This is a genomic window from Streptomyces sp. NPDC087270, from assembly GCF_044744625.1.
Taxonomy (GTDB): Bacteria; Actinomycetota; Actinomycetes; order Streptomycetales; family Streptomycetaceae; genus Actinacidiphila.
The window spans coordinates 62,099-74,968 of the sequence record NZ_JBIUYR010000029.1 but is presented as its reverse complement, the minus strand read 5'-3'; the positions used below and the strand labels follow the sequence as shown (position 1 = coordinate 74,968).

At 73.1% G+C, this 12,870-nt stretch carries 11 protein-coding genes and 1 pseudogene; 2 read left to right on the top strand and 10 right to left on the bottom strand.

Annotation, left to right across the window (positions count from 1 at the left end; genetic code table 11):
- Positions 1–118: 118 nt before the first annotated feature.
- Together ACIPAE_RS37465 and ACIPAE_RS37460 are read right to left on the bottom strand one after the other, a co-directional pair.
- Entirely contained in the window at positions 119–427 is a 309-nt protein-coding gene (locus tag ACIPAE_RS37465; RefSeq protein WP_402451625.1) for a hypothetical protein, read from the bottom strand.
- On the bottom strand, positions 424–1,029 hold the full coding sequence (locus ACIPAE_RS37460) for a SigE family RNA polymerase sigma factor (protein WP_402451624.1): 606 nt from the start codon (positions 1,027–1,029) through the stop codon (positions 424–426). The genes ACIPAE_RS37465 and ACIPAE_RS37460 overlap by 4 nt, the downstream gene beginning before the upstream one ends.
- 400 nt (positions 1,030–1,429) lie before the next feature.
- On the opposite strand from ACIPAE_RS37460, the gene ACIPAE_RS37455 reads away from it, so the two are divergent.
- Positions 1,430–2,710 (top strand): alpha/beta hydrolase, encoded by a 1,281-nt coding sequence (locus ACIPAE_RS37455; RefSeq protein ID WP_402451622.1) that lies wholly within the window; start codon positions 1,430–1,432, stop codon positions 2,708–2,710.
- A 495-nt stretch (positions 2,711–3,205) separates the two neighbouring features.
- On the opposite strand, the pseudogene ACIPAE_RS37450 reads toward ACIPAE_RS37455, so the two are convergent.
- The 3 genes and pseudogenes from ACIPAE_RS37450 to ACIPAE_RS37440 form a co-directional block, all read right to left on the bottom strand.
- Positions 3,206–3,844, bottom strand: a pseudogene (locus tag ACIPAE_RS37450) (RNA polymerase sigma factor); the annotation flags it as partial.
- 104 nt (positions 3,845–3,948) lie between these two features.
- Positions 3,949–5,436: an MDR family MFS transporter gene (locus ACIPAE_RS37445; RefSeq protein WP_402451619.1), complete on the bottom strand. Its 1,488-nt coding sequence runs from the start codon at positions 5,434–5,436 to the stop codon at positions 3,949–3,951.
- Positions 5,437–5,567: 131 nt separating this feature from the next.
- Positions 5,568–7,010, bottom strand: a complete 1,443-nt coding sequence (locus tag ACIPAE_RS37440; RefSeq protein WP_402451617.1) for an aldehyde dehydrogenase — start codon at positions 7,008–7,010, stop codon at positions 5,568–5,570.
- A 183-nt stretch (positions 7,011–7,193) separates the two neighbouring features.
- On the opposite strand from ACIPAE_RS37440, the gene ACIPAE_RS37435 reads away from it, so the two are divergent.
- Positions 7,194–7,682, top strand: coding sequence for a TetR/AcrR family transcriptional regulator (locus ACIPAE_RS37435; protein WP_402451674.1), 489 nt, complete (start codon positions 7,194–7,196; stop codon positions 7,680–7,682).
- Positions 7,683–8,185: 503 nt separating this feature from the next.
- Here ACIPAE_RS37435 and ACIPAE_RS37430 read toward each other — a convergent pair.
- The 5 genes from ACIPAE_RS37430 to ACIPAE_RS37410 form a co-directional block, all read right to left on the bottom strand.
- Positions 8,186–9,535, bottom strand: coding sequence for an NtaA/DmoA family FMN-dependent monooxygenase (locus ACIPAE_RS37430; RefSeq protein WP_366414619.1), 1,350 nt, complete (start codon positions 9,533–9,535; stop codon positions 8,186–8,188).
- A gap of 10 nt (positions 9,536–9,545) precedes the next feature.
- Positions 9,546–10,670, bottom strand: coding sequence for an LLM class flavin-dependent oxidoreductase (locus ACIPAE_RS37425; RefSeq protein ID WP_402451613.1), 1,125 nt, complete (start codon positions 10,668–10,670; stop codon positions 9,546–9,548).
- Positions 10,654–11,526: a DUF1684 domain-containing protein gene (locus ACIPAE_RS37420; protein ID WP_329361126.1), complete on the bottom strand. Its 873-nt coding sequence runs from the start codon at positions 11,524–11,526 to the stop codon at positions 10,654–10,656. The genes ACIPAE_RS37425 and ACIPAE_RS37420 overlap by 17 nt, the downstream gene beginning before the upstream one ends.
- Positions 11,527–11,767: 241 nt before the next feature.
- Positions 11,768–11,911 (bottom strand): putative leader peptide, encoded by a 144-nt coding sequence (locus ACIPAE_RS37415; protein WP_402451611.1) that lies wholly within the window; start codon positions 11,909–11,911, stop codon positions 11,768–11,770.
- 659 nt (positions 11,912–12,570) lie between these two features.
- Entirely contained in the window at positions 12,571–12,813 is a 243-nt protein-coding gene (locus ACIPAE_RS37410) for a ferredoxin (protein WP_329361122.1), read from the bottom strand.
- Between the last annotated feature and the right edge of the window lie 57 nt (positions 12,814–12,870).

The window sequence follows — 12,870 nt, the reverse complement described above, 5'->3', positions numbered from 1 at the left end:
GAGCCGGAGCGGACACCGTCCGCGGCAGCCGGGCCTCGGGCCCGCACGGGGCGGGCCCGAGGCCGGGGCGCCCGAACGGGGCCCGCGACCCTCGGGCCCGGCTGCGACTTGGGCTGCTCTACGGTGCGACAGGTCGGGGCGCCTCGTCCGGCGGAGGCCACGCGGGTGAAGGCGGCGCGCTGCTGCTCGGGCCGGCCGGTGGGGATGTGTCGGCGGGAGCCGACGGGGCGCCGTGCGAGAGGAGCCGTGGCAGCACGAGGAGGACGGCCGTCACCGCCGCGGCCAGGAGGACCACCGCGGCCTTGCGCAGCCCGGGGTGGGCGACCGTCCGTGTGCGGGTCGATGGCCGGAAGGTCGGGCGGAGCGCGGTGACCTGGTCGGCCCGGGCGTGCAGTGCGGCGCGAAGGCGGTCCTCGACGGCGGTCACGACATCTCCTTGAGTCTTCCGGCCAGAGCCGTGAGCGCTCGGCTCGCCGTGGACTTCACCGCGCCCTGGGACAGGCCCAGGGTCGCCGCGATATCCGCTTCGGACAGGTTCGACCAGTACCTGAGGACGAGGACCTCCCGCTGGCGCACGGTGAGCAACCTCAGCGCCCGCAGCACCTCCTGGTGCTCCTCCCTGAGGAGCACCTCCTCCTCCGGCGGCGGTGCGGGCATGACGCGCGGGGGGATGTAGGCGCGCACGGTGCGCCTCCTGCGCAGCACGTCCCGGGAGGTGTTGACCACGCTGCGCCGTATGTAGGCCTCGGGGTCGGCGAGGTCGTCGAGCGTGTCGCCGTGACGTCGGTACACGGCCGCGAAGGCTTCCTGGACGACGTCCTCGGCCGTGGGGATGTCGTCGACCAGGAGGACGGCCAGGCGCACGAGTTCGAGCCTGCGGTGACGGTACAGCGCGTCGATCTCCTCCGCCGCCGTGCCGGACGGCCGGCTCCTGAGGTCCGACGTGTCGCGGTCCTGGGAGAGCCGGGCCAGCAGCCATCGCCACGGGGTACGGCGGAAAGCACCTTCCCAGGCGGGGACGGCAGCCATCAACACCCTGTTCCCGCGGGCGGGATGGCGACGTCCTGGCGCCGTGGGCGCCGGCTGCCGTCCGGTCGGCGGCGCCGTGGGGACGTCGGAGTACTGGCGTGGACGGTTTCCCCGCGGGTCATTTCTGTCATGGGCGTCAATCTGTAGCGTATCGGGCGGTTCAGGGCTTCCAGGGAGTGCCCTCCACTGGGAAGGACGTCTGGGGCACCGGCAGGTTGCAGTCCCGCGCGCGATCCTTACGCGCGTCCGTGCATGCGTGCGTGCGTGACGCCGCGGCGCACCCCGCCCGGCTCCCGCCTGCGGGACTTCGATCGTCGTGACCCGCAACCTCGGCCGGGCCCGCACGTCTGTCAGGGAGTAGCGGGAGGTTCCACCCCGCTGCGGACCTGAGGGAGAAACGATGAAACGACACCAACGCAGGCGGACTTCGGCTCGCGCGCTGGGCCTGTCGGCGGCGGTGCTGTCCGCCGCGGCGGCAGCCTTCACGTACGCGCCCGCGGCCGGCGCCGCGGCACCGCACGACGCGACGGGGCTGAGCGCGGCGCATGTGTCCGGCGCCGTCAGGACGGTCCGCTACGACCTGGGCAACGAGGCCTGGCACCTGCCACAGACCGGTGAACCGGTCGAGCTGGCCGGGGTGGTGCACTACCCCGCCGACCTGGGCAGGGGGCAGCACCCGCTGATCGTGATGCTGCACGGCTGGCACGAGACCTGCGCCGACCGGGCGGCGGACGCCGCGCGCACCGCCGCCGAGAGCAGTGGGGACGACGCCGCGTACGAGGCCGCCAGCGCCAAGCTGTTCGCCTGGCCGTGTGCGGCGGGCACACCCGCCCTGCCCAGCGATGCCGGATACGACTACCTGGGCCGCAGCCTGGCCGCCCAGGGGTTCGTCGTGGTGTCGATCGGCGCCAACGGCGTCAACGCCTCCTCCGTGTGGGGCGATGACAATGCCGCCGCGCGTTCGGATCTCGTCAACCAGCACCTGCGCCTGTGGCAGGAGCTCAGCTCCAAGGGCGGGGGTGCGCTCGCGGGCGCGTTCGTCGACCCGGCCACCGGAGCGCAGCGGGACGTCGGCTTCGCCCACCACGTGGACATGGGCGACGTGGGGATCATGGGGCATTCCCGGGCCGGGGCAGGGGTCACCTGGCTGGCGGCCGACAGCCACCGGGGGCAGTGGCCCAAGGGCGTCGACGTCAGGGCGGTGGCGGCGGTGGCGCCCGCCTACAACGTGATGACGGAGGACATGTCCGCCTACACGATCACCAAGACCCCCTTCGCCGTCCTCCGGGGGACCTGCGACGGACAGGTCGGCGGCGAGGCGTTCGCGTTCGCGGCCGACGCGGCCAAGGAAGACCGGGGCGGCTTCTACCGATTCGCGATCCACGGGGCGAACCACAACTACTTCAACACGCAGTGGTCGCCGCAGAGCGGTCAGGTGGCCGCCTCCGACGACGCGACGCCGGTGGAGGGACACCCCGGGCAGTGCACCGACCGTGAGGATGCCGCGCCGGCCAGGGAGCTGACCGAGGCGCAGCAGCGCCGCGTCGCCGTCACGTACCTCGGCGCCTTCTTCGACCGCTACCTCCTCGGCGACACCCGTCAGGACCAGGTCCTGACGGGGGCGCGGCACCCCGACGCGGCCATCACGGAGGTGGACGTCACCACCGCCGGCCCCTCCTGACCGCCGCGGGCCCCTCACACCGCGGTGCCGACAACGCGAGAACCCCGGGAACGCCGGGAACACCTCGGTGAGCGCCCGGGCGCGATCGGCCGTGCGCATCGCGGGAACCAGGGTCGGTCGTTCGGATCTGTGTGGCAGCGGAGATCCGACCGACCGGGCCGGCGCCCACCACGGGCACGTCGTCGCCGCGGCACGCCCCGGTTCCGCTGCCCGGCTCGCCGGCCGGCTTGTTCAGAACCATCGCTGGACCCCTCGCCTGAATGATGACCGTGCCTCAGTCCTGGCTTTCGAGGCATCGGGCCGGCCGGCCGCGGCGCCGGCTTCCGGGGGGCGGGCGGCCGCCGCCGGACGTCCGCGGGCAGGTCGAGTCGAGGCCCGCCGGCACGAGCGAGCGCCCGCCGGGGCGCTCTCCACCGCTCAGCAGCACCAGTTCGGGCGACCACCGGTCGGCGACCACCGCGCCGGGAAGTCACCGCGCTCGGTGGCGGCCAGAGCCTCGTGCGCCTGCTGCCGACCGGCCTCGGTGCGCCGGGCGGAGTCGTCGTGGGCCGACGCCGCGGTCGCTGCCAGGGTCCGCGCGAGTTCGGCCCGAGCGCGGCTCAGCCGGCTGCGGACGGTGCCGACAGGTATCGCGCAAGCGTCGGCGATCTGCTGGTAGGAGGTGGCGCCGGTGGTGAAGTAGCGCAGCACGACCGGCATCCGCAGCACGGGCGGCAACTGCTCGACGGCATCCCGGAGCCAGTCGCACAGCGCCTGCCGCTCCAGAACCTGGTCGGGCGTGGCGTCGTCGGACGGCAGCAGCACCTGCTCGACCGGCAGAGTGCGCCGCGAGGCGCGCAGCAGCGACCGGCAGCCGTTGCGCACCACCATCCGCAGCCAGGGGCCCACGGCCTCGGGGTCCTGGACGTCGACGATCCGGCGCAGGGCGACCAAAGCCGCGTCCTGCATCACGTCGTCAGCATCGGGTCCGGGGCCCAGCAGGCTGAGCGCCACCGCCCGCATACCCGCGCGGTGGCGCTCCAGCAGCACTCCCAGGGCCGCGGTGTCGCCGCCCTGCGCGGCCCGTGTCAGCGCCGCGTCCCACGCCCGCCCGGCATCCCCCGTCGCATCGTGGGAGCGCTGCCTCTTCGTCATGGTCGTTCCCCTTTCACCATGGCCAGGGCCCGCACCCGGTCGGTGCGGTCGCGGAACAGCTCAGGGAGGCGGAGCCGTGAGCGGTGCGGCCCGTCGGCGTCCGTTCAGGCCACCGGTGCCTCGTCCGTACCGCTCTGGAGGGTTTCGCCGGTTACGGGCACGCCGTCCTCGGTGTCCCGGTGGGACGCGAGGAAGAACGTGAGCAGGGTGCCGGCGGCGACCAGCGGCAGCAGCCACAGGAAGGCGGTGCCGGTGGCGCGGGCGAACGCTTCCAGGGCGGCGTGCCGTACGCCGGACGGCAGCACGGCGATCGTGTCCGGCCGGGCCGGGTCGAGGCCGCCGGTCACCGGCAGGCCGTGCAGCCGGTGCGCGAAGTCGCTTGTCAGCAGGCTGCCGAAGATCGAGACGCCGAACGCGGCGCCGATCGACCGGGCGAAGGTGACCACGGCGCTCGCCGCTCCGATGTCCTGCGGGGACACGTTGTTCTGCACCGCGGTCAGCACCACCATCGGCACCATGCCCATGCCGACACCGGTCACCACGAAGTACAGGCTGAGCACCACGGTGCCGGTTCCCGTTCCCAGCGTGCCCAGCAGGAGCAGCCCGGCGACATTGAGGGCCATGCCGGTGATCAGGATCAGCCGCAGCCGTTCGACCCGCGCGGACCAGCGTCCGGCCAGCGACTGGCTGACGACCAGGCCCAGAACCAGCGGCAGCATGTGCACGCCGGACAAGGTGGCCGACACCCCGTGCACGATCTGCAGGTAGGTCGGCAGGTAGAGCAGGACGCTGAACATCGCGGCGTTCGCGGCGAAACCGATCAGCGAGGAGAGGACCACGGTGCGGGAGGTGAGCATCGGCACCGGCAGGATGGGCGCGGCGGCGCGGCGCTCCACCGGGACTACCAGCGAGGCGAGCACGACCGTCGCGAGGATCAGGCCGACGATCGACGGCGAACCCCAGCCCCAGCGCCGGCCGAAGGAGGTGACGAGCACGACCCCGGTGGCGATCGCCGCCATCAGCAGCGCGCCGAGGCAGTCGATGCGGGCCGCCGTCTTCCTGGTCGCGGCCGGCAGCACCCGGCCGGCGATCGCGAGCGTCACCACACCGATCGGCAGATTGATCAGGAACGCCCACCGCCAGGAGAGCTGGTCGGTGAAGACCCCGCCCAGCAGCGGGCCGACGATGCCGGCGACGCCGTACACCGACCCGAACATGCCCTGGTAGCGGCCCCGTTCACCGGGACTGACGATGTCGCCGACCAGCGCGAAGGTCAGCACGATCATGCCGCCGCCGCCGACTCCCTGCAGTGCCCGGGCACCGATGAGCTGCGGCAGGTCCTGGGCCAGGCCGCAGCCCACGGAGGCGATGAGGAACAGGCTGGTCGACGCGAGATACAGGCGCTTGCGCCCGAACATGTCGCCGAGCTTGCCCCACAGCGGGGTGACCGCGGTGGTGGCCAGCAGGTAGGCGGCGCTGACCCACGCGATGTTGTCGAACCCTCGCAGGTCCTCGGCGATGTGGGGCAGCGCGGTGGAGACGATGGTGGAGTCGAGGGAGGCGAGGAACACGGCCAGGATCAGTGCGCTCATGGCGGCGGTGACGCCGGGTCCACGGGGTGGTTCCCGTGGTCCTGTGCCAGGCATGGGAAGTGCCTTCCGGGCGGTTCGGGTGGGGGAGTTCAGGGGGGCGCGGGACCGGGTCGGCCGGCCTCACGAGGCGGTCACAGGGTGACGGTCTTGTACTCGATGTACTGGTTCAGGCCGACGACGCCGTACTCGCGGCCGATCCCGCTGGCCTTGAAGCCGCCGAAGGGCCCGTCGTAGCCGATCGAGGCGCCGTTGACGGTGACCGTGCCGGTGCGGATGCGGCGGGCGACGGTGAGGGCGTGCCCCTCGTCCGCGGACCACACGCCGCCGGACAGGCCGAACTCGGAGTCGTTGGCGATGCGCACCGCGTCGTCCTCGTCGTCGTAGCCGATGACGACCAGCACCGGGCCGAAGATCTCCTCCTGCGCGATCCGCATCGAGTTGTCGACGTCGGCGAACACGGTCGGCGTCACGTAGTAGCCGTTCTCCAGGCCGGCCGGTATCTGCGGACCGCCGGTGACCAGGCGGGCGCCTTCCTTGATACCGAGCTCGATGTAGTCCCGCACGCGCTGCTGCTGGTCGCGGCGGACCATCGGGCCGATGAACGTGTCGGGGTCGTCGGGGTCGCCGACCTTGAGCGATTCCACGAGTTCCTTGAGCGCGGTGACGACCTCCTCGTACCGGCTGCGCGGCGCGAGGACGCGGGTCTGCGCGATGCACGCCTCGCCGTTGTTGAGCAGGGAGGCGAACTTCAGCCCCTGCACTGCCTTGTGCACGTCGGCGTCGGGCAGGATGACGGCGGCGGACTTGCCGCCCAGCTCCAGGCTGACCCGCTTGAGCTGCTGTCCGGCGATCGAGGCGATCCGGCGGCCGGCCCCGGTCGAGCCGGTGAACGCGATCTTGTCCACGTCCCGGTGCGAGACCAGGTACTCGCTGGTCTCCCGGTCGGCCGGCAGCACGCTGATCACGCCCTCGGGCACCTTGGCCTGCTGTAGCAGCTCGGCAAGGAAGCCCATGCTCAGCGAGTTCTCCGGAGAGACCTTGAGAACGACCGTGTTGCCGGCCAGCAGCGCGGGGATGATCTTGGCCATCGCCGAGGAGAACGGCGAGTTCCACGGGATGACGGCGGCCACCACGCCGATCGGCTCGCGGCGCACCACGCTGCGCACGGTGGAGGCGGGGTCGGTGGGCGCCACGATCTCCTCCCAGCCCAGTTCCTCGGCGGCCTTGAGGTACGAGTCGGCCTGCCGGGTGAGCCCGGCCTGACCGGCCCGCGTGAACCATCGGGCCGAGCCGTTCTCGGCGGACATCAGAGTGGCGATCTTCTCGGCGTTCTCCTCGCGCAGCGCGTTGAGCCGGCGCAGGATCGCGATGCGCTCGACCGGCGACTTCCGGGGCCAGGAGCCCTCGTCGAAGGCGGTACGGGCAGCGGCCACCGCGCGGTCCTCGTCGGCCGGCTGGGCCTGCGCGGCGCGGCCCAGGACCGCCCGGTCGTGCGGGGACAGGATGTCGAGCAGCTCCGGGTCGCTCGGCTCGGTCCAGGAGCCGGCGATGAAGAGGCGGTCGTAAATGATCATGGGGGTACTCCAGTCGGTGAAGGCATCCCTCGTTATCTGTCACTCGACTGTAGCACTTGCATCTTGTTGGTTCGCAAGAGTGAGGCGTTAGTTGGATCAGATTCCTCGTTGGGGCGTAAGGTGAGCCGTGTGAGAGCCGACGCAGTACGCAATCTGGAAGCCGTCCTGACCACCGGAGCGCGCATGCTCGCCACCGATCCAGGTGCGAGCATCGCCGCGATCGCGGCAGAGGCCGGGGTCGACCGGCGTACCGTGTACCGGCGGTTCACCTCCCGCGAGGAACTGCTCGCGGCGATCTACGAATCCCGGCTGGAGGCCATCGAGCAGGCGATCGAGGCGGCCAGGCTGCGCGAGGCCCCCGTCGCGGTGGCGCTGCACCGCTACGTCGAGGGCATCATCGGCGTGAACCGCAAGTGGCCGGTCGACCTCAGCCGGATGCTGGCCGAGGACGCGGTCAGCCGTCGGCGCGACCGGTCGGTCCAGGAGGTCGACACGTTTCTCGCACGCGCCGTCGACGAGGGGTTGCTGCGTTCCGATCTGCCGGGCGGCTGGGCGAGTCTGGTACTGCCGCAGCTGATGCTGCTCGCCGCGGAACGGCTGCCGGAGCTGAGCGCCGCTCAGGCCGCCGACACGGTGGTCGACACGCTCGTGCACGGGTTCGGCGCGGTGTGAGACGAGCGGCCCCGCCCGGGCCCCGGGCCGTCAACCGCCCGCGTGCCCGCGCCCTGCGGTGCCACGCCGGGGAGCCCCGCCGATGACGGGCGCCGGGTTCCAGCACGAGCACCGGCACCAGTGCGGCGGAACCGCACATCGGGTGGGCGCCGCCCGGATACCTGAACCAGCCCGTCCCGACCGCCGAACCGTTCGTCACCAACCCCGTCCGCGACGGTGCCGACAGCGGCAACGAGCGCGTCCACAAGAGCGGTGACCTGGTGAGGCACTCCGGCCGCCGCCCAGGCCAACCGGGTCCGGCGGGTGGTCGCGTGGATGACCGAGGGGGAGTCCGGGTGGTGAGGAACGCAGGGCGGCCGGCTGCGGGGGCGGGGGGGTCCGGTGCTGGCGGGGCCTGGCGTCTGCCGTTGTGTCGCCGTGCCGTTGTGTCGGGCCGGTGAACGGCCCGGGGGTGTCCGCGGGCCGTTCACCGGTGTGCTGTCGCGGGTTTCGAAGGCGTGGCGCTACAGCGGGGGCAGTGCCAGGTGCTCGCGCAGTGTCGTGCCTTCGTATGCGGTGCGGTAGGCGCCCCGCTCCTGCAGTTCGGGCACGACCTTGTCCACGATGTCGGTCAGTGAGGACGGCAGGAGGTGCGGCACGATGTTGAAGCCGTCCGCCGCCCGGGTGCGCACGTAGTGTGTCCACTCGTCGGCGATCTGCGAGGCGGTGCCGACGAAGGGCGGTCGGCGGGCCGATACCTCCCGTACCAACTGGACGATCGACAGGCCGCGTTCGGCCGCCAGGTCCCGCCACTTCTGGATCTGGGCCAGTTTCCCGGTGCGGGCCTCGATCGCGATGGTGCCCCGGGACGGGTCGAGTTCCGCCGCGCTGGGCTCGATGTCCGGCAGCGGCCCGTGCGGGTCCCAGGCCGACAGGTCGGTGCCCCAGTACTGCTCCAGGAAGGCGATGGCCCGCGGCGGCGACACCTGCTCCTCCCGCAGCCAGCGGGCTTTGTCCTCCGCCTCCTGCGGGGTGTCGCCGACCACCACCTGCGCGCCGGGCAGGATGCGCACCGCGTCGGCCGGCCGGCCGTGCCGGAGCAGCCGGGCACGCAGGTCGGCGGCGTAGGCCACCGCTTTCTCGTACGCGATGTTGGCGGAGAACACCACGTCGGCGTGGGCGGCGGCCAGTTCGCGGCCGCCGTCGGAGTCACCGGCCTGGAAGAGCACCGGCCGGCCCTGCGGACTGGCCGGCACGGTCGCGTGTGCCCGGAGCCTGACCAGGTCGGTGTCCCGGACCACGGGCCGGCCCGTACCGGACTCGTCCGGGCCGCTGTCCGCCGCGGACCACAGTGCTTTCGCGGCCTCGACGAAGCCGGTGGCCCGCTCGTAGCGGCGCTCGTGGTCCAGCCAGCCGCCGTGCCGGAAGTTCGCGCCGGTCCAGGCGTTGTCGGTGGTGACGATGTTCCAGCCGGCCCGGCCGCCGGACAGCAGGTCGAGGCTGGCCAGCCGCCGGGCGAGGTCGGCCGGGTAGTTGTAGGTGGTGTTCTGGGTGGCGACCAGGCCGATCCGGCTGGTCGCGCCGGCCAGCGCGGACAACTGGGTGATGGCGTCCGGGCGTCCGGCGATGTCGAGGTCGAAGATCCGGCCCTGGTTTTCCCGGACGCGTAGTCCCTCGCCGAGGAAGAAGGCGTCGAACAGGCCGCGTTCGAGCAGCTTGGCCACCTCGACGAATGTCTCGATGGCGGTGTGCGAGGGGGAGTCCGGGTCGGTCCAGATGAGTTGCGGGCCCACGCCGGTGAAGAAGACACCGAGGTGTACCTGCGCGTTCGGGTCGTGGTCGGGGGTGGCGGTGGCGGGTTCGGGTTCCGGCACGAGGGTCACCTCAGGAGGTCGTGGTCGCCGTGGCGGCGAACCGGTTGGCCGGGCGCGGCAGGCCCAGGGTGTCGCGCAGGGTGGCGCCGGGGCGCGGCGGCCGGTGCAGCCCGCCCGCGGCCAGGGCCGGCAGCACCTGCGCGGTGATCACGGGCAGGTCGGTGCCGAGCACCGCGGGATGCAGCCGTACCCCGTCGACGCTGGCGGCCAGTTCGCCGAGCAGGCCGGTCAGTCCGGTCGGCGAGCCGACGTGGCGCAGCCGCCCGGCCGGTGGCCAGGGCGCCTCCTCCGCCAGCCGGGCGAGCCGTTCCGCGGCCGGCACGGCGGCGTCGAGTGCCACCTCCAGCTCGGCGAACACCAGGGGTGCGCCGGCCTGCCGGGCCGCCGCCGCGGACGCCGCGACACCCTCGGCGTCCGGTGCCGTGACCAGCGCGATGTCCGCCCGGCTGTCAGCTCCCGAGCCGGCGGGTGCGAGCACGACGACCTGGCCCTGCGGCGGCCGGGGCGTGATCAGCGGGCCCTTGACGGTGAAGCGGGCACCCTCGAAGTCGACGTGATGGACCTTGCGCCAGTCCAGGAAGCGGCCGGTGGGCACGTCCTTGATGACGGCGTCGTCCTCCCAGGAGTCCCACAGCGCCCGGGCGGTGTCGATGACGTCGGCGATCTCGCGGCGCAGCGCCTGGTCGTCCAGCGGGACCGCCCCGACCGTGGCCTGGGCGTCGGGCCCGTTCGCCGCGCCGACCACCCAGGCGGCCCGGCCGCGGCTGGCGTGGTCCAGGGCGGCGAGCTGGGTGGCCAGGTGGAACGGCTCGGTGACGGTGGTGTGCAGCGTCGGGGCCAGGCCGATACGGTCGGTGAGGGTGGCGACGAACGCGGCCCGGGTGCCGGCCTCCAGGCGCCATCCGCCGCGGTCCGGTGGCAGTGGCTCGTCGGCGAAGGTGACGAGCGTGAAGCCGGCGGTCTCGGCGGCGGTGACGGTGCGGCGCAGCCCGCGCGGGCCGACCCCACGGTCCGGCGGGTCGGTCGGGTGGGAGGTGTCGGACAGCTCGTGCCCGGCGGCGGGGTGGGCGCCGGCGCCGTCGGTCTCCAGAGCCAGGTGCAGGCTGCGGTGCGCGGGGTCAGTGCTGGTGGTCACGGTGTGCGGCCTCCTGAGCCGGGACGGACCGGTTCGTGGTCTTCGGGGTGGTCGGGGTCTTCTCGCCGGCCTCGATCGCCACCGGTAGCCGGTTCTCGGCCGGCGGCAGCGGGCAGGTGGCCAGGTCGGTGTAGGCGCAGGGCAGGTTGGCGGCCCGGTTGAAGTCGACCAGCACGGTGCCGTCGGCGTCGGGCGCGGCCAGCGACAGCGAGCGGTTCGCCGCGTACGTGGTCACCCCCGAGGTGGCGTCGGTGAACAGGACGAGCAGGCTGCCGGGGGTCCGGCCGTTGAAGGCGGTCAGCCGGTGGGTGGTGCCGTCCAGTGCGAACTCGACTTCGCCCGGGGCGTCGTAGACGTGCTGGAGGCCCTCGACGACGGCGCCGACGGTCGTCGGGCGCGGGGTGTCGAACGGCAGGTAGCGGCCGGTGCGGGCCCAGCGTGGGTCGGGGGCGTAGGCGGGGGTGCCGGTGAAGGCGGTCAGCAGGGCGTTGTCGGGGTGGCGGGGGCGCAGGATGTCGTGGCCGCCGCGCTTGGCGACCTCGATCACCGCGTCCCCGGCGGCGGGGAACAGGCCGCCGCGCTCGGCGATCACCCCGAAGTCGTGGCGGCCGCGCAGCACTTGGCCGTCGAGGGTCAGTTCCTCGCCGTCGTCCAGTTCCACCACCACGCCGTCATGGGTGCTCGACCATGCGCCGGGCGCGTCCGGGAAGCGGGTGGGGGTCGCGTCCAGCCAGCGCAGGCTGGTGATGGCGAGGAAGCCGTGCGGGTCGGCGAGCACCCGCTCGTGTGCGGCGTGCCACTCCTCCCACTCCCGGGCGAAGCTCGCGCGGTCGGTCTCTTCGGCTTGTGCGGTCATTTCGGCTCCTTGGGCCGGGCGTGTGTCATCCGGGGTGGAGGTGCGGGGTGCTCGCGGGTTCCGGGCTGTGGCCGGGCGCGGTGCCGGGGCAGGTGTCGGTGCTGCGCGTGCGACAGCGCTCTCGGTGTCGGCGTGCCGGTACGGATCGGCGGATCAGTGGCCGCTGCGGGCGGCGGACAGCACGGGGGCGTGTTCCTGGCCGGTCCTCACCGTGGTGGCGGCGGGCCGGGGTCGAGTGGAGCTAGCCGACCGTGCGGGGCAGGGAGGCGGCATACGGGCCCGCCATGGCCTCGGGTGCGCCCGGACACATGGCGCCGGCGACGCGTTGGAGGTCGATGTGCCGCCGGGAGTACGTGGCGACCGAGCGCGCACTGGTTTCCCGCACCGCTCCGCCTCCCCGTCCTCTCGGCGCGCGCCTGCCGGACACGCGCCCCTGACGCTCCCTCACAAGCCGTACGGTGGGGAGCCGTTGCCGGACAGCCCGGCCGGGTTCCCACTGCTGACGCTCATGACCTGCGAGCACCGTAACTCCGCCGTACGGTCGAACACAATCCCCACCCACCTCCGTCCCCGGAGGTGGGGAGGCCGATCGGCGGGCGCGATGTCGACCCGTTCGCGATCGCTGGCGGCCCCGACCGCCCCCTTTTCCGGAGGTTCTCAGGAAGAGGGGCTCTCTCCTCCCGCGTCGGCGAGAAACACGGCCGGTAGGCGAGTGTGAGGGCGGGGACGGGATGTCCCGTTCGCTGTTCCGTTCCGGCGGTTCTGGCGTGGACCGGCCCGGACACGCTGGCGGAGCGCGACAGATCGCGCTCCAGCCGACCGCCTGCGCCCCGCGCTGTCGCCGCCGACGTCCGGCGCCGCGCCGAGCACTTGCCGCCCGGCAGCGGGGCCGGCGAGGACGCGGTAATGGCGTTGCCAGTGCAGTGGCCAGGGGCAGTTCCAGTCCGGGTCGATCTCCGTGAGTTGCGCCACCCGGGCCCGGGGACGACCCGCCGGCCGTGTCCTGGCAGCCGTACGCACACCGGGATCACGCATGCGCCGGGTTCACGGCATCCTCCGCTCCTCGGGGAAGAGGCTCTGCCCCGTACTCCGGTCGATGACCGAGATGGCCTCCACCGGGCAGGTGAACGCGGCGTCCAGCACGCGCTCTTCGGGAGCGACGCTGGTGGCGGTCGGTTGTGATCTGCCGGTGCTGCCGAGTGCGAACCGGCCGGGAGCGGTGCTCGCGCACACGCCCGAACCGATGCAGCGACGGCTGTCGACCTCGACCGTCCAGTCGTCCGCCATGCGTTTCCTCTCTGTCCGCACGCGCTGTTGCCCCGCCGCTCCTCCCGAGCCTCCGGA

Bases quoted from the DNA above. Each gene is read 5' to 3' on its own strand.
- ACIPAE_RS37460 (WP_402451624.1), bottom strand. From the start codon at position 1,029: ATGGCTGCCGTCCCCGCCTGGGAAGGTGCTTTCCGCCGTACCCCGTGG.
- ACIPAE_RS37455 (WP_402451622.1), top strand. From the start codon at position 1,430: ATGAAACGACACCAACGCAGGCGGACTTCGGCTCGCGCGCTGGGCCTG.
- ACIPAE_RS37445 (WP_402451619.1), bottom strand. From the start codon at position 5,436: ATGAGCGCACTGATCCTGGCCGTGTTCCTCGCCTCCCTCGACTCCACC.
- ACIPAE_RS37440 (WP_402451617.1), bottom strand. From the start codon at position 7,010: ATGATCATTTACGACCGCCTCTTCATCGCCGGCTCCTGGACCGAGCCG.
- ACIPAE_RS37435 (WP_402451674.1), top strand. From the start codon at position 7,194: ATGCTCGCCACCGATCCAGGTGCGAGCATCGCCGCGATCGCGGCAGAG.
- ACIPAE_RS37420 (WP_329361126.1), bottom strand. From the start codon at position 11,526: ATGACCGCACAAGCCGAAGAGACCGACCGCGCGAGCTTCGCCCGGGAG.
- ACIPAE_RS37410 (WP_329361122.1), bottom strand. From the start codon at position 12,813: ATGGCGGACGACTGGACGGTCGAGGTCGACAGCCGTCGCTGCATCGGT.